This is a genomic window from Candidatus Palauibacter sp., from assembly GCF_965222475.1.
GTDB lineage: Bacteria > Gemmatimonadota > Gemmatimonadetes > Palauibacterales > Palauibacteraceae > Palauibacter.
Map to the genome: position 1 here is coordinate 198,007 of NZ_CBDCUB010000007.1, position 16,291 is coordinate 214,297.

Sequence of the window (16,291 nt, forward strand, 5' to 3'; positions counted from 1 at the left end):
CTTGCCGCGTTCCGGGCTGCGGAAGTTCGGTCTAGCCGGTCACCAACACGGAGATCACGGACGCGGGAATCAGCACCAGCGAGTAGAGCATGTACGCGCCGACGGACTTGGCCACCGTCAATATCCAGCCGTTCTCGTAGTAGCGTCTGAGGGCAACCACGAAGTAGGGGTACGGAATCAGAATGAAGCCCGCACGGATCCAACCCGCCAGCCCCGAGTCGGGGAGCAAGAGCGCGACCGCGAAGACGCAGAAGGTGAAAGTCTGAAAATGGATGGCAAAGACCAGATGCTCCACGTAGAAGCGTTTCTTCCGAAAATGGAAGGCTGCGAGCACCAGCCCGAGGAACGGAAGCAGGCAGAACATCGCGATCGGCATATTTTCGATGAAACGCCGGGGGATGACCGAGGGATCGTGAAACATGTCGATCATCCCCAACAGTCCGAATCTCTCAATCCAGCTTCGCTCCTCGAAGTCCCCCGCCGAGGCTACGAAGAGGACGGCCTGCCTCCCGAGATCGTCTTCCGAACGACCGAGAATGTCGTCGGCCTTCCTCCGCTGCTCCGGGGGCAGTGCCGCCCTGAAGGCCGCGAGACCCTCTTCCGTCGGAGGCCGGGGTAACGCGACTTCCCGGTCCTCCTCGGTCACGCCCATCACGACCATTTCGCCGAAGTCCCCAAACAGCGACAGGAGGAGGAAGAAGGCGAAGCTCGCGAAGATGTAGAGCCTGACCGGCGACACGAAGCTGACCCGGCGATTGCGCGAGAACTCCCTGGTGAGGCTTCCGGGCCTGAACATGAGAAGCTTCAGCGTTCGAAAGAGCCTGGAATCCAGCTCGAACATGTCGCGCAGAAACTCAACTGCCACGGAGCCGAGCGAACGCGCGTAGTACCGGTCGCTCTGCCCGCATTGAGGACAGAAGCTCTCCGGCCGCGCTCGTCCGCAGTTCGGGCAGTCGCGCGCGCCGGCGGGCGCCGTACTGTCGTGGCTGGACTCCGACATCGTTTTCTCTCCTACGCGTTCCGTTCGATCCAATCGGTGGGAGTAAGAGCCCCGGCCCGATCGATCAGCTCGCCATCCCACGACACGACCCCGGCACCCAGCCAATCGGCGAGGGCGGCGTAGAGAGCGTCCCCGGAGCGCAGAAAGCCTCGGGTGCCGACCTCGAGGGCCTGTCGGAGCATCGGTATACCCGTCCATGTATGCCTCGCGACGGACTGCACCCGGGCTGCATCCTCTCTTCGTCCTCGGCCCGCTAGCCGCCGGGTGGTTTCGCCGCCACGCGCTTCTTCTCCTCCTCCAGCGCGTCCACCGTCACCCCGTCCGTAATCCACGCCGGCGCCGGGTCGCCCTTCAGGTAGTGCCCGAACCACTCCAGGATGCGCCGGTGGTAGTCCTTCTGGTTCGCCTCCTCGCGGAAACCGTGGTCCTCCCCTTCGTAGACCAGCAGCACCATCTGTTTCCCGGCGCGGCGGGCGAAGTTGAAGAACTCGGTCCCCTGGTCCCAGTCCACGACGCCATCCTCGTCGCCGAAGGCCATCAGCAGCGGCGTCTCCATGTTGTGCACCTCGTGGATCGGCGAATTCCGCCGGTGCGCCTCCGGATCCTCCCAGAACGGCACCTCCATGCGAGCCTGGCCGGTCTCCCAGTGGCTCAGCTCGGCGATTCCCGGGTTCCAGTGCAGCGCGCCCATGAAGCTCACGAAGTCCGTGAGCGGCGCGCCCGCCACGGAAGCCGCGAAGATGTCGGTCCGCGTGGGCAGGAACGTCGCCTGATAGCCGCCCCACGAGTGCCCGATCAGGCCGACCCCGTCCGGGTCCGTCACCCCCATCTCGACCGCCTTCGCCACGGCCGCGCGCACGGACTCCAGCGCACTCACCCCCGGGTCCCGCGCCCGGTACACGATGTCCGGCAGCAGCACCGCGTACCCATGCTGGGTCCAGGCCGCGTAGTTGTAGTAGTCCCGCTCGCTGGGCGCGCGGAAGAAGTGCATCTGCGGGGAGAGGATCTCGTAGGTGTACACGATCGTGGGGACCGCGCGGCCCTCCTCGTGGTTCGCGGGAAGGAGGAGGACGAACTGAAGGTCGCGGCCCGATCCGCTCACGAAGTCGACCAACTCCGCCCGTCCCCACGCCACCTCGTCGATGAAGGGGTTGATCCCGGTCACCTGCGCGGGGTTGGCGAGGCCGGGCCCGGCGACGAAGAAATCCGGCGGGTCGTCGAAGCGCTCGGCGCGGTAGAAGAGCACGTCGGCGCTGTCGGCGCGTTCGAGGCCACTCACGTACGCGTCCTCCAGGACCAGGGTCTCGGCCGAGTCCCGGTCGCGCGCGTCGGCCCATCCGGTCGTGAAGCGGGCGTAGCCGCGCTGCTCCGTCTTCTCGTTGTAGAGGGAGAGGTAGGGACGCGAGCCGGGGTCGAGACCGGGCTCGTCGTCGTCCGTGACGCGGGTCAATCGGTGTGTGATTCCCGTCTCGGCGCCGCGCGTGAGCCGCTCGCCGCCCGAGCCGTCCGGTGCGACGCGCCAGACGTCGTGCTCGTCGTAGAGCAGGACCGCGTTGTCGCCTTCCAGCCAACCGCCGGGACCGAAACCGCGCGGGGGGGTCACGTCGGTGGGCGTGTCGTAGTCCGTGTCGGCAAATTCGGCGGCCAACGCTGACGTCAGGTCATGCCGCTCGCCCGTGGCGACGTGGAGGCTGTGGTAGGCGGAGCCATCCCAGGAGAGCAGCCAGTCGCCGCCCGCGCTTGGCCATTCGTAGCGCACGCGGGTAAGGAGTTGGCGGCGCTCGCCGGTGTCCGTATCGGCGGCCCGGACATCGTGGTACGGACGGCCGAACATCGCGCCCCACGGGTAGGGCTCGCTGATGTCTTCCAGAGCGTACGCCCAGCCGTGCAGGAGTTGAGCGGAGCCCATGAGGTCGGATCCGAGGACGACCACGCGGTCGTCGTCGAGGTGCCAGACGGCCAGCAGCGATCGCGTGCCGTCGCGGCCCTCCGAGACCCGCTGCTGCGGGAAGAGGCGGACATCTCCGGTGTGCCAGATCTGGACGGCGGGGAGGTCGGGTTCCGAGTCGGAGGCCGGGGCGTCCTCACTCTCCGGATCCTCACTCTCCGGGTCGTCGGACGGGGCCGCCTCCTCCTCGTCTTCCGCGCCGTTGCCGGGATCTTCGTCCTCTTCCTCTTCGATCGGCCTCAGCCCCAGGGAGATCATGCGGCCATCGTCCGACCAGGCGGGGGCGCGGTGCTGGACGGGCTCGAGCGTGTCCGGGATACCGGCGGTGTTCGCACCGAGGACCATCGTCTCGACGCGGCGGTCCAGGTCACGCCAGGCCAGAACGTCGTGGGCGGTGCCGTCGGCGGAGGCGTCGTCGCTCGAGCGGAGCGCGGCCAAGTCCGCGGAGTCATCGCGCCAGCTGAGGCTCCGGTAGGCGGAACCGGAAGCGTCGGCGGAACGCAGGATACCGGCAGCGGCGTCGTACACCTGCACGCCGTTGCCCACATCGGTGCCGGTCGCGATGGCCAGCGCAAGGTGGGATCCGGCCGGGCTCCAGGCCATCTCGCTCACGTTGCCGAAGCTGGTCTCCGTTCCCGTTGCCAGCGTGATGATGCGGAGGTCGGAGCCCTTGCCCGAGGGCTCGTCCGGCGGGTAGCCACGTAGCGCCACGAAACGGCCGGAGGCGTCGAAGCGCTGCTCGGAGACCGCTTCGAACTCACGGGTCTCTCCGGTCTGCAGATCCATCACCGAGGCCTTCTCACGGATCGGCTCGTCGCTCTCCTCGAGCCGCTCCCGTTCCTCCGGCGGCAGGCCGATGGTCCAGGCCAGCCAGCGGCCGTCGGGGGAGAACCGCGGCGCCGAGCTCCAGGGGAAGACCCGGACGGAGTCCTCTTCGAGCTTCCGCACGCGCAGTTCCGATTTCTCGTCCACCCGGGTGACCACGTAAGCGATCCACTCACCGAACGGAGAGAACTCGACGACGCCGAGTCGCTCCCAGCGGTCGTAGTCGTCGGGGGTGACGAGGGGGCGGTCCTGGGAGTAGGCGGGGGACGGGGAGACGAGCGCGAGACCGCCGAGGGCGGCCAGTGCGACCAGCGTCGGGAAGCGGGAGGGGAGGGTCCAGGTCATAGGGCACTCCGGGGCGCGAGGGCCCCTGGCTACTGCTGGAGTCGGAGGACGAAGAGGCCCTCGTCCCGGCTCGCGGCGACGAAGAGGCCGCTCTCGAACCAGGGGTAGGTCGACCAAGAGCCGCCGAACGTCTGGTCGTCATGGTCCGGCACCGTGTCGAAGTAGCCCCGCTCCACGGGATTCGCCGGATTCGAGATGTCGAGGATCCGCACGCCGAACGTGTAGTTGGAGTGGTAGATCACACCTTCGTGGACGTAGAGGTTATGGTCGATGGCTTCGGTGGGGCCCAGGTGTTCGGTGACGAGGACCGGATCGTCCAGATCGGCCATGTCCCATACCAGCAAGCGCGTGCGTGAGACCCGGTTGTTTCTTTCATCCCCCTCGTCGTTCTGGTAGAAATACCGGTGATCCTCGCTCAGCCATCCCTGATGGATGTAGTCGTGGTCCGCGTAGGTGGCGGTCGATAACGTCGTCGGGTTCGCCTTGTCGGTCACGTCCGACACGACGACCGCGGTCTCATTCGAGCCCACGCAGATCTCGCGGCCCGCGTGTTCCGCGTCGGGACCTCGATAGACGACGCACTGGACATCGTGGGTGTATCCAGTCCCATGCCAACCGGTGCCTGCCTCGGCGTGGCAGCCCGCGAAGGTCGGGTTCTTCGGATCCGAGAGGTCGATCATGTGCAGGCCGCCCCCGCAGGTTTCGCCGCCGGAGTTGCTCCCGACCGCATAGGCGAAGCCGGTCTCCTCGTTGATCGCGAGGTTGTGGACGGCGCTTGCCTGCCGGTACCTCGCGTCGGCCCGCAGTTCCGTGAACTCCGACAGCCCGCGGACCCGGGTCAGGTCGAGGACCTGCATCCCGTGTCCCGTGATGTAGTCGGCGACGACGTACACGTGGTCCGCGTACACCTTCATGTCGCGCCAGCCACTCGAACCGATGGGCGTCGCGAGGTACGCGACCGGCCTCGGTTCGACCGGGTTGGAGAGATCGACGATCGAGAGGCCGTCGTAGCGCCCGACGAGGGCGTACTCCACCCCCGTCTGCGGATCGGTCCACCCCCAGATGTCGTTCACGGAGGCGGCCGTCTTTCCCGGCCGCAACTCGCCCGGAGCCAGCCGCCCCACCAGGTCAACCCCCTCGCAGGGGTACCCGCGGGCCGACCCGCCCTCGCAGCCGGCCAGCAGCGTGGCGACGGGTTCCGGTGAAGGAGGTTCCGGCGGCTCAACCGGACCCGTCGCGCTTTCGCCACAGGCTACCGAGAGAGAAGCCAGCAGGAGAGTCGCGCCTCGCAGGGAGGCGGGTATGCGCTTCGGATTCAACTCTTCGACTTCCTCCCGTTCCCTCAATTCGTCAGCAGCAAACGCGACCCGAGGAGGCGGTCCGGGTCTGCGTCCGGCTTCGGGGCGAACTTGTTGATCCAGCCCCCGCTGTAGGACGCGATGTACAGATTACCATCCTCGTCCATGTCGAGTTGGTGCGGCAGCGACAGGCCGCCCGGCCAGGTACCGCGGCCGATCGCGCCCGCCTGCCCGTAGGCGCCCCAGTAATCCAGAAGGACGCCCTCCCGGTCGTACTTCAGCACGCGGTTCAGGCTCGCGTCCAGGATCCATACCTCGCGGTTCTCATCCAGCCAGATGTTCACGGGATCGAAGATGTTCGGCCATTCCTCGATGAACTCTCCGTCGTGCGTGAACAGCTGGAGGCGCTCGTTCTGGCGGTCCGCCACGTAAACCCGGTCTTCGTCCACCGCGAGACCGTGAAGGAGATCGAACTCGCCGGGCCCGGTACCGAGCGCGCCCCACTGCATGACGAACTCACCGTCCTCCGAGTACTTGATGATACGAGAGTTCCAGTACCCGTCCGCGAGCAGAAAGCTCCCGTCCGGCAGGAACGCCAGCTTCGACGGCCACCCATAAGTATAAGGGTCCCAGTCGGATCGCGCGCGCGCGGCCTCTCGCGTCTTCGGATGGTCCCGCTCGCCCAGCCGCATGACGATCTCGCTGCCGTCGTTCGTGAACTTGACGACCTGCATGTGCCCCTGCCCGCCGCCGCTGTCGATCACCCACACGTGGCGGTCGGGGTCGTAGGGGTCGATGTACGCCTGGTGCGGGAGCGTGAAGATCGAGTCCCACTGCGCCCACTGTTCGACGATCTCGCCGTTCCCGTTCGCGACGACGACGAAGTTCGTCCGGCGGATCTGCCCGTTGCGGGGGGCTGAGCGGTCGGCGGGCCAGTCGCCGCGGGTGACGACGATGATGCGGTCCGCGTGGTCCACGGCCACGCCGGCCACCTGCCCCCAACCCCACTCGTCGTCGTGATTCGGGGCGGGCTTCCACCAGCCCTCGACGGGGTCGTAGGCGCCGGTGCGGTCGTCCCCGCCCTTCACGACGGCCCCGTTCGCCGGGTTCGCGGCGCGGCCTTCTCCGCCACACGCCCAGGAGGCGGCGGCCGTCGCCCCAATCGCGGCGAGGAGCGTCAGCGGGCGACTCTTCATTTGTCCCCCTTCGTCTGCTTCCCGTCCTTCTTCCCGGTCTCGGCCCCGGTCTCGGTCGTCACCCGCGCCGCGGGGGCCCAGGGATCGTTGACGCCGGCGCCGGGGCAGGAGTCGCCCGTGTCGAGAAAGTGGGTGTGGAGGCACTCGAGCGTGGAGCCCAGCCGCGTGAGCAGTTCGACGGTCTCGGGGTAGGGCACCCGGGTGAAGAACCCGGCCCGACCGCCCCGCGCCATGTCGGCGGTGGACTGTCCGAGGCGGGTGATCGCCTTCACGTCCGCGCCGCGCGACATGAGATACTCGATGAGTTCGTTGTCCCCCCGCGAGGCGGCGTAGTGGAGCGGCGTGTAGAGCCACGAGTCGCGCAGGTTGACGTCCGCCCCGAGTTCCTCGACGAGGTACCGCACGACCGGCAGGAACTGGTTGGGCCGGTTACGGACGCTGAACGCGCCGAGACCCAGGTATCCCCCGCCCGCCGCGGCGTGGAGGGGCCATGCGTTCGGGATTCCTTCGGGAATCCAGGGCAGCGCCGAGTCTTCCTGCTGCCGGCCGTCCTGCTGTCGGCGCTCCCGCATGCCGACTTCGGGCCAGCGCGTGGGGATGTTCGGGTCGGCCCCGTAGGCGACGAGCAGCTTCATGGCCTCGAGGTCCTGCGCGAAGGTCGCGCGCCAGAACGGCGTCGCCCCGGTGAGGTCGATCCCCATCTTCGTGAGGCCGAACTCCCAGTACCACAGGTGCGTGTTCAGCCGGGGGTTGGGGTCCGCGCCGGCCTCGAGCAGGGCGCGCAGCACGTCCATGTGCCCGGCCTGCTGGCGGTCCTGGGCGCGCGGCTGAGGGTAGTTGGACTTCGGGGCCCATTGCGTCTGCAGCGCGGCGAACAGGGGCGTGGCGCCGTCGGTCGAGACGGCGAGATCCGGGTCGGCGCCGCGTTCGATGATGACGAGCGCGAGATCGAACTGGCCGTTGAGCGCCGCCATGAGGAGCGGGCTGGTCGCGTCGGCGCTCACCCGGTCGATATTCGCGCCGCCGTCGAGCAGCGCTGTGGCCGCTTCGATATGGCCCTCGCGGGCGGCGTGCAGGAGCGCGGTCATGCCGCCGGTCCTGCCGACGAGAACTTCGCGGTACGGGGGACGCACGACATCGGGGCCGCCCGGGTAGTCGGGTCCGACGCGGGCGAGCGAGTGCGCGCTGACGGCGCCGACGTCGAAGCCGGAACGGAGGAACTCGCGCTGCGCGCGGATCGCCGCCTGGACGCGCGCCGGGGCGGGTTCGCCCGGCCACTCGGCTTCCGGATCCACCTCCGGCCCGTACGGTCCGAGCGTCTCGGCAGGCACGCCGATCCAGTCCCGGAAGCGGCGGTTGGCTTCACGGTCGAGCGCCAGACTGGGCAGGACGTCGACCGTGGCGGTCCGGATGGCGGGGTCGGCGCCGGCCTCGAGCAGCGCGGCCACCGCGTCCGCCCGGTTCGCCGCGGCCGCGAACATCAGGGGTGTCTGCCCCGCCGACCCCTCGCGGGCGTTCGGGTCGGCCCCGGCTTCGAGGAGCGCGGTCACGGCCGCCGTGCCGTCCACGGCGGCGGCGGCGAGGTGCAGCGCGGTCACGCCGCTGTTCGTCGCCGCGGCGTTCGGGTCGGCCCCGGCTTCGAGCAGGAGCGCGACGACGGCGCCATGCCCGCCGCGGCCGGCCACATGAAGCGGCGTGTAGCGGCCGATGCGCGTCCCGGCGTCCACCGCCGCGGCCGCGTCGATCAGCACCCGGGCCGCCTCCGCATGCCCCCGCTCGGCGGCAAGGTGCAGCGCGGTGATCCCGTCGCCCCGCGCCGCGTTCACGTCCGCGCCTTCGCCCACGAGGGCGCGCACGACCTCGACCCGCCCGTCCCGGGCGGCCGCGAGCAGCCGGTCGTCCCCACCGGACGACCCTTCCTGCGCCGCCGCCGCCGCGGGGAGGAGCGCCGAAATCAGGAGCGCGACCGCAGCGGAGTTCGCTCCGGGCGCCATGCCGCCCTTCGCCCCGCGCCTCATGCCGCGCATCAGGCCGCGACTCATCGGGAGCCGCTCCCGCCGGAGGCCACCCCACCCGCGAAGTCGAGCGGCAAGGCGGCGTCGCTGTCGCCGAACACGTTCATCTCCGGGTGTCCGATCTTCCGCATCAGGCTCACGAACGCGTTCGCCATCGGCGTCCCGTCGGGAGCCCGATGATGCACGCCTCCCTCCAGCGCGCCGTTCGCCCCGCCCAGGAAGAGGAGAGGCGCCCGCCGGTGGTTGTGGAGGTTCCCATCGGCCATCGGAGAACCCCAGACGATCGCCGTCCTGTCGAGCAGCGACGCGTCGCCTTCCACGGTGTCGCGCATCTTCTCGAGGAAATACGCGATCTGGCCGAGCCGGTACGTGTTGATCCGGTTGAAGTCCATGATGTCCTCGGGGACGTTGCCGTGGTGCGAGGCCCCATGGACGGACTTCGTCGTTCCGCTCGCCGGGAACGACCGGTTCGACTGATCGAACCCGGTCTTGAAGGTGATGACCCGCGTCAGATCGGTCTGCAGCGCGAGCAACTGCAGGTCGAACATGAGCCGCATGTGTTCCTCGAAGGAGTCGGGGATCCCGGACGGCGCCTCCGGCATCTCCCGCTCCTCACCGCTCGTGTTGCGTTCCTCGACGAGCTGGATGCGGCGCTCGATCTCGCGGATATGGTCGATATACTCGTCCAGCGCGATCCGGTCCGCCGCACCCAGCGATCTCCTGAGCCGAGCGACCTCGGTGGCGATCCAGTCGATCATGCTGCGGTCCGTGCGACGCCGCGCCGCTCGATCTTCCGCCGTGTCGCCCGCCCCGAACAGCCGCTCGAAGACGACGCGGGGCTCCCGGATCGCCGGGAGCGGCAGGTCGGGCGAGGCCCACGCGAGCGAGGTCGTGTAGGCGCAGTGGTAGTTGTAGGCACAGCCGCCGCCCCGATCGATCCCCTCGATGCACAGTTCCAGCGACGGGAGCACCGTCTCCTGCCCGAAGCGCTGCGCGTGCAACTGGTCGAGCGAAGTGCCGAGGTAGATATCCGATCCCTGCGTCTGCTTCGGGTGCGCCTGGGTGAGGAACACCGCCGTCGAGCGGTCGTGGTCCCCGCCGATCTCCTCCGCGCGCGAGGCCTCGGCCGACCGGCAGTCCGTGTTGCTGACGATCGTCATGTACTCGCGGAACGCCTCCAGCGGCTTGAGCTGGCTGTCCGCCACGAGTTCGAAGTCACGGCCCGTAGTCGCCGGGGCGAACAGGTGCCGGGCGTCGCCCCAGTCGCTCGAGCCCGCCGCCCCCATCGACTCCTCGACGCAGACCAGGCGGGTGAAGCTCGCGGCCTTCATCGGGTCGGCCCACAGCCGACCGGCGGGAATCATCGCGTCGAGAAGAGGCAGGGCCACGCTGGCGCCGGCCCCCCGCAGGAAGGTGCGGCGCGAGAGGTGTGTGCCGGTGACGAAGTTCATGATCCAGCTCCTCCAGTCGTTCCTCTTACACCCGCTCGGCTTTCACCCGCTCGACTCGCGTCCCCCTGTTCGTCCACCGCGGGCTGGGGCCGCGCCATCCGGAACGCGCCGCTGTTCACGACGCCGAGGATGAACGAGGACATCCGGTAGTCGTCCGCTTCCGCTTCCCTCGCGATGGCCCGGATCCCGGGCTCGTCGAAGTATTCCACGCGCCGCCCGATCGCGTACGCGAGGAGGTGGGACGCGAAGTTCCGGACGAGCGGAATCGGCCGCTTCATCAGCACCGTGACGAGATCGGCCGGCGTGCTCACGTCCGTCCCGTCGTAGAACGTGCCGCGCGTGTCGAGCGGGACGCCGTTCTCCCGGATCCGCACCCGCCCCGTCACGTCGTAGTTGTCGAGCGCGAGTCCGATCGGATCCATGAAGCGATGACAGGCGCGGCACGTCGGATTCGCCCGGTGCATCTCCAGCCGTTCGCGGGTCGTGAGCAGCCGCCCGCCCCGCGCCGATTCCGTGTCATCGAAGGCGGGGATGTTGGGCGGCGGCGGGGGCGGCGGAGTACCCATGAGCACCTCCATCACCCACTTGCCCCGCAGCACCGGCGACGTCCGCGCCGACATGGACGTGAGGAGCAGCACGCTCCCGTGCCCCAGCACCCCGCGCCGGCTGTCGTCCGGGTAGGACACGCACCGGAATTCGGGTCCCGAAACCCCCGAAATCCCGTAGTGAACCGCGAGCCGCTCGTTCAGGAAGGTGTAGTCCGCCGTGAACAGTTCCAGCAGGCTCCGGTCCTCGCGCACGAGCCGGTCGAAGAGGAGTTGCGTCTCCCGCACCAGGTCTTCACGCAGCTGCCCCGTGAAATCCGGGTACAGGTACGGCTCCGGCTGGTTGTCTTCCGCGTCCTGCAGCCGCAGCCACTGCGAGGCGAAGCGCGTCGACAGCGCCTCGGCGCGCGGGTCCGCCAGCATGCGCCGCACCTGGGCTTCGAGGACCGCGGGGTCCGAAAGGCGGTCGTTTGCGGCGAGGTCGAGCAGTTCATCGTCCGGGACCGTCGCCCAGAGGAAGAAGGAGAGCCGCGTCGCGAGATCGAGTTCGGTGATCGCGTAGCTTTCGTCGCCGACCACACCCTCCGGAGCCCGCTCGAGACGGAAGATGAACGACGGGCTGGCGAGGATCGCCTGGAGCGCCGTCCGGACCCCGACCTCGAAGCCTTCCTCCTCCGCCGCCCCGTCGTAGAACGACATCGGCCCCGCGAGATCCGCCTCCGCGACCGGCCGCCGGTACGCCTCGCGCGCGAGCCGGGTAACGATCGCGCTCGCGCAGGCGCGCGCCTCCCCGGGGGCCGCCGCCACGGGCCCCGCCGGGCGGCAGTGGAAGAGCTTGCGTCGGCTCGCCGTCTCGGAGAGCCCCGCGCTGCGCCGCGGGCCCGTGATCATCAGGTCGCTCAGATGGGGCAGTGCCGTGATCCCGTAATTGGCCCACGCCTGCGAGTCCTCGCCCCCGACGAACGACCAGCCCGGCGTCTTCAGGCGGTCTTCGTACGGCCCCTCGATCGTGCGCACGAACGCCGCCGAGATCTGCCGCTGGCCCGCCCGTACGAAGATCGGCTCGGTCCGGACCGGGTAGGTCGATCGGCTTCCGTGCTCGAGGCCGAGGAGCGCGACGCCCTCGCCGTCGATCGAGATGTCGACATCCTGGAAGCCCGTGCCCTGGCCGAATAGCGTCTCGATCGTGAACACGTACTCCCCATCCACCGGGAAGTCGTGGGTCACGACCATCCCGCCGCGCGTCCCGTACGGGGTGCCCTCGAGGTGGTCCCAAGCGTGCTGCGAGACTTCGATCGGGTTCGTGTACTTGACCGAGCGGGACAGGGCGTCCGGGTTGCCGACCGCGAGCCGGCTCACCTCGGTGGCGGCCCGCAGATAGGCTTCGAGCAGCGTCGTCGAGAGGCCCTGCGCATCGGACATGTTGTCGAAGGCCCCCAGGTACGTGTCCGCCGGGAGCCAGCGGCCGGCGTCGATATCGAGGTCGAGGAGGTCGCGGATCACGCGCTCGTACTCGGCCCGGTTCAGCCGCTGGAAGCGCCGCGCGCCGGGGTTCGGATCCCGCGCGGCCGCGCGATCGACCACGGTCTCCAGCGTCTCGACGAGCGCCAGAAGCGTGTCCGGAGACGGCCGACGCTGGCCGGGCGGCGGCATCATCCCCGCACGCAGCTTGCGGATCATCTTCTCCGCCGTGGGCGCCCGCTCGTGCGCCGCCTCCACGTCGAACGTCTCCAGCGTCAGGTTCCCCCGCAGCAGGCGCTCGTTGTGGCACCGGGCGCAGTACCTCTGCACGACATCGTTGAGACTGGCGCCGGTCGGTGGCGCAATCGGGGCGACGACCGGGGGCGGAGTCGGCGCGACCGGCGCGCTGGGCGCGGCGTCGGGCGCACCGCTCCCGGACGGCCAGCCCGAAACCGCCAGCCAGAGCCACAGGATCGCGCCCACACTCAATGACTTCATGCGCCGCCCTTCGAGAAGCCGGGGTGCGCCGGAATGCGCTTCAGCCAATTAACTTAGGAAAAAGAACATCCCGCCGGGAGGGGCTTCGTGGCCAGCAGGCTCGGTCAACTGGCTTGCCGCGAGCGCCCCTCCACCTGGTAGTCGCTGAGCCGGCGCGCTACCTGTGCGTAACAAGGACGTTGGTCACCCGTAGCTCCACGATGAAGGGCTCCACCTTCCCGTTGGTCCTGGGCGTGTACGGCGAGTGAAGGTGTGGCCGATCCCGAGGTCCAGAGCTGGAACGAGTGCCTCTGCGGCATCGCGATGCGTGTGCTGGAGCCGCTCCACCCGACAACCCGAGGGAGCGAGACCGGAGGCTGCCTGGGGGTTGTTGCTGGTCCCTGCGAAGCCTTATGCCAATTCAAAATGAGACTTTCAATTGGCATAGGCCGACACAGGGGCACCGACACTCCCATGATTGCTCGAGATCTCGCGCCGGTGAACAACCATCCTGAGATCCAGAGCTAGCGCCTCCACTGTTCCGGCGCGGGGATGCCGCGCGAGATCAGGATCTCGAGGTCCGCCGCGTCCCGCAGCACCGACGCGATGGCGTCGGGGTCCGCCGCGACGCTTGCGAGGGTTCCGAGATGACCCTCTCCGCTCGCGAGGTCACGAAGGATCCCGTGGACCCGGCCCGTTCGTGGATCTCGAAGGAGGGCCGCGGGCGGACGGCTCGTGTCGTCGAGCGTCGCGATCCCTCCGGGTCCGGAGAGTTCGATCGCCTTCAGTCTGGCCGCCCATGCGGGTGACACCGGGAGGGCGAAGACGAATCCCGATCCTCCGTCGCCGTCCGCCACCTCCTGCATGTCGAAGCCGATCGAGAACAGCTCCTCACCGGCGGCGGTCCTGCCCGTCAGCGTGTAGGGGCCCGCCGATCGAGGGAGCGCGGGGGGAGCGTGGACGACGAACGCCGGGTCGAGGAATGGCAGCCCCGCGGCATCGACGCCGCCCCAGACCAGCAGGGTCCGTTCGGGACTCGCCGCTGCAACGGCCGCAAAAGCAGCGCCCGTCTCCTCCGCCAAGCGGTAGTCGAGCGTCCGGCCGAAGTCGAAATCACTGATCCAGCGTGGCCGGCAGTAGGACATCACGTCGGCTGTCTCGGGCGGGACGAACGAGTTGCTGGAGGGGTCGAAGCCCCACGCGCCGATGTTGCCGGCCCGGTTCGAAAAGGCTGGATCCGTCCCGGGGGCGTCGCCGCAGGGTGCATGTCGGAGGGTCATGTTGTGTCCGAGTTCGTGCGCCACGGTGGTGGAGTCGAGCCGCGCGAGGCTGCTCCTTCCCGGGCGGAAGGCCACTCCCCCTATCCTGAGCTCGCGCGCCAGATACGACGGCATGGCTCCCATGTAATACCCCGCGCCGCCCTCCAGCACGCGAATCGCCCGGATCTCCCGGAGCAGCTCGCTTCCGGTGGCGGCGGAGGTGAACACGGTTTCGCGCACGTCGAGGTTGAACTCCCCAACGGGCAACCACAGGCGCGCTGGCCAGAACATGGTGTCGTCTTCCGTCATCGCCCCGATGCGCTCCAGGAAGCCGCTGTCCTCCTGCCCGGGGCGGAGGACGGGCAGATACGTGAGGTCAAGCGGCGGGACGGTTCGTACGTCGATGGCCTGGCGGCCGGTCTCCGGGATCCGCCTCGTGATGCCGGAGCCCGCACCGAGCGTCTCGTCGGGATCGACCTCCACCACGAGTTCCAGGCCGGGTTGAACGATCCCGGCCGGAATCTCGACGTTCGCCGACGCGCCGACGGTGCCCTCGTCGACTTCGGCCGGCACCGTGCCGCCCGGGCTCGGGATGTCCACGGCGTGGACCTCGTCGCCGCCCAGATAGAGCCGCGCGCGCACCGGCGGAAAATCCACCGACTCCCCATCGGGAGCGGTGAGGAACACCCGGAGCAGGGCCGGCCGATCCGCGACGACGGGAACGGGGAATTCGCGCGACTGCACCGCCTGTACGAGGTACGCGGCCGGGACGTCGTTCCGGCAGCGAGCCACGCGCTGGTCCTCGAGCGTCCCGAGCCAGGCCAGGAAGTCGGCGTCCGCGGGCGCGCACAGGGCCGTGCCATCGGCTAGAAGCGTGGTCAGACTTCCGAGATCTGTGAGACTGGTCGGAAGGAAACCGCGCAGCTCGGGGTTGGCGTTCAACAGCAGTTCCGTCAGCGCGGCGAGGCCGGAAAGCTCCGCCGGCACCGGGCCGGACAGGTCGTTGTGTGACAGGGAGAGGTATTGGAGGCTCGTCAGATGCCCGAGGGCGCCGGGGATGGTTCCGCTCAGATGATTCTGGTGCAGCAGCAATCGCGCCAGGGACCGAAGCTGACCCAGTTCCGAAGGGATGGGACCCTCGAGGTCGTTGTCTCCCAGCTCAAGCCGCACCAGTCCCGGCAGGTCTCCGAGCCGCGCGGGGATCCCGCCCGTCAGGTGGTTGGCTCCGAGTAACAGGATCTGGAGTTTGGACAGGTCGCCCAGCCCGGGCGGCACCGGCCCCGTCAGGTCGTTGCCGTTCAGCCGCAGCTCCTCGAGGTCCGAGAGGCCTCCCAGTTCGGGCGGGATCGCGCCAGCCAGGTCGTTGGATCTCATTGTCAGACTTCGGAGTCGGGAGAGGTCACCCAACTCCGGCGGGATCGAGCCGGTCAGGTCGTTGGTGCTGAGCCACAGCTGCTCGAGGCCGGAAAGGTGTCCCAGCTCGGCCGGGATCGAGCCGGTCAGTTCGTTGCCCCAAAGCCCCAACTCGTGGAGCGCGGATAGCCTGCCCAACTCGCGTGGGAGGGGCCCCGCCAGCGCGTTGTCGGACAGGTGTAACTCCTCAAGCTTCGCGAGGTTGCCGATTTCCGACGGGATCCTCCCGGTCAGCTGGTTTCCGGGGATGTGAAGAACCGTCAACTCAGCCAGATCGCCAATCCGCGCCGGGATGGCCCCCGTCAGTTCATTGCCGTTCAGCCACAGCACATCGAGGACCGAGAGATCGCCGATCTCGGACGGGATCGGGCCGGTCAGTCCGTTGGACCATAGCGACAGAATCCGGAGTTGGGAGAGCTTTCCGATCTCCGGTGGGATCGGCCCCGTCAGCCGGTTGTCGTACAGGTGGAGTTCCGTGAGGCGCGAGAGGTCGCCGATCTCGGGCGGGATTCGGCCCTCGAGCCCATTCCGGCCGAGGAGCAGCCTCGTGACGCGCAGGTCCGCGTCCACCTCGACCCCGGACCATTCCGAGAGCGGCCGGTTGCTGGCCCAGTTGCGCCTGTTCGACCACCCCGTGCGGTTCGTCGCCTCGTAAAGCGCGGTGAGGAGGACCCGGTCGGCCAGACGGTCCTCGACGGTCACCGCCGCGGTCGCCATGGCGGCGTCGGCCGTGGCCGAAATGGTCGTCTCGCCGCTCGCGACGCCGGTGACGCGCCCCACAGCATCGGCGGTCGCCGTGGCCGGATCGTTCGACTGCCAGGTCACCGTGGCGCCGGTGATGGGCCGGCCCTGCTGGTCGCGTACGGTCGCGGTCAGACGCCGGATCCCCCCGCGCCCCAGAGTCACCGTGGGCGGGGAGACCGTGATCGATGTCGCCACGGGAGCGGGAGGAGGCGGCGGCGGAGGCCTTGGCGGCTGCGTGGGGGCGGATTCCCCGCAGGCCATGACCGCCAGGACGCAGATGGCGGGATTGCGGAGCCACCTCGGTTTCGACATGG

At 69.0% G+C, this 16,291-nt stretch carries 9 protein-coding genes; all 9 read right to left on the reverse strand.

Annotated elements, in window-relative coordinates; genetic code table 11:
* Positions 1–31: 31 nt before the first annotated feature.
* A complete protein-coding gene (locus ACOQPP_RS12850; RefSeq protein WP_420636700.1) occupies positions 32–1,000 on the reverse strand; it encodes a DUF3667 domain-containing protein in 969 nt (322 codons plus the stop codon).
* An 11-nt stretch (positions 1,001–1,011) separates the two neighbouring features.
* A complete protein-coding gene (locus ACOQPP_RS12855) occupies positions 1,012–1,182 on the reverse strand; it encodes a hypothetical protein (protein WP_419166106.1) in 171 nt (56 codons plus the stop codon).
* 71 nt (positions 1,183–1,253) lie between these two features.
* Positions 1,254–4,118 (reverse strand): prolyl oligopeptidase family serine peptidase, encoded by a 2,865-nt coding sequence (locus ACOQPP_RS12860; protein WP_420636701.1) that lies wholly within the window; start codon positions 4,116–4,118, stop codon positions 1,254–1,256.
* Positions 4,119–4,147: 29 nt separating this feature from the next.
* Entirely contained in the window at positions 4,148–5,437 is a 1,290-nt protein-coding gene (locus ACOQPP_RS12865; protein ID WP_420636702.1) for a choice-of-anchor B family protein, read from the reverse strand.
* Positions 5,438–5,460: 23 nt separating this feature from the next.
* The gene (locus tag ACOQPP_RS12870; RefSeq protein WP_419166103.1) at positions 5,461–6,612 is read right to left on the reverse strand and encodes a 6-bladed beta-propeller; all 1,152 of its coding nucleotides are present in this window, start codon (positions 6,610–6,612) and stop codon (positions 5,461–5,463) included.
* The gene (locus tag ACOQPP_RS12875; RefSeq protein ID WP_420636703.1) at positions 6,609–8,654 is read right to left on the reverse strand and encodes an ankyrin repeat domain-containing protein; all 2,046 of its coding nucleotides are present in this window, start codon (positions 8,652–8,654) and stop codon (positions 6,609–6,611) included. The genes ACOQPP_RS12870 and ACOQPP_RS12875 overlap by 4 nt, the downstream gene beginning before the upstream one ends.
* The gene (locus ACOQPP_RS12880) at positions 8,651–10,078 is read right to left on the reverse strand and encodes a DUF1552 domain-containing protein (RefSeq protein ID WP_420636704.1); all 1,428 of its coding nucleotides are present in this window, start codon (positions 10,076–10,078) and stop codon (positions 8,651–8,653) included. Before ACOQPP_RS12880 ends, ACOQPP_RS12875 begins: the two co-directional genes overlap by 4 nt.
* The gene (locus ACOQPP_RS12885; RefSeq protein WP_420636705.1) at positions 10,075–12,582 is read right to left on the reverse strand and encodes a DUF1592 domain-containing protein; all 2,508 of its coding nucleotides are present in this window, start codon (positions 12,580–12,582) and stop codon (positions 10,075–10,077) included. Before ACOQPP_RS12885 ends, ACOQPP_RS12880 begins: the two co-directional genes overlap by 4 nt.
* A gap of 503 nt (positions 12,583–13,085) precedes the next feature.
* Positions 13,086–16,289: a leucine-rich repeat domain-containing protein gene (locus ACOQPP_RS12890; RefSeq protein ID WP_420636706.1), complete on the reverse strand. Its 3,204-nt coding sequence runs from the start codon at positions 16,287–16,289 to the stop codon at positions 13,086–13,088.
* Between the last annotated feature and the right edge of the window lie 2 nt (positions 16,290–16,291).

Excerpts from the sequence above, each read along its gene's own strand:
- ACOQPP_RS12870 (WP_419166103.1), bottom strand. The coding sequence starts at position 6,612 with ATGAAGAGTCGCCCGCTGACGCTCCTCGCCGCGATTGGGGCGACGGCC.
- ACOQPP_RS12885 (WP_420636705.1), bottom strand. The coding sequence starts at position 12,582 with ATGAAGTCATTGAGTGTGGGCGCGATCCTGTGGCTCTGGCTGGCGGTT.
- ACOQPP_RS12850 (WP_420636700.1), bottom strand. The coding sequence starts at position 1,000 with ATGTCGGAGTCCAGCCACGACAGTACGGCGCCCGCCGGCGCGCGCGAC.
- ACOQPP_RS12880 (WP_420636704.1), bottom strand. The coding sequence starts at position 10,078 with ATGAACTTCGTCACCGGCACACACCTCTCGCGCCGCACCTTCCTGCGG.
- ACOQPP_RS12875 (WP_420636703.1), bottom strand. The coding sequence starts at position 8,654 with ATGAGTCGCGGCCTGATGCGCGGCATGAGGCGCGGGGCGAAGGGCGGC.
- ACOQPP_RS12860 (WP_420636701.1), bottom strand. The coding sequence starts at position 4,118 with ATGACCTGGACCCTCCCCTCCCGCTTCCCGACGCTGGTCGCACTGGCC.
- ACOQPP_RS12855 (WP_419166106.1), bottom strand. The coding sequence starts at position 1,182 with ATGCTCCGACAGGCCCTCGAGGTCGGCACCCGAGGCTTTCTGCGCTCC.
- ACOQPP_RS12890 (WP_420636706.1), bottom strand. The coding sequence starts at position 16,289 with ATGTCGAAACCGAGGTGGCTCCGCAATCCCGCCATCTGCGTCCTGGCG.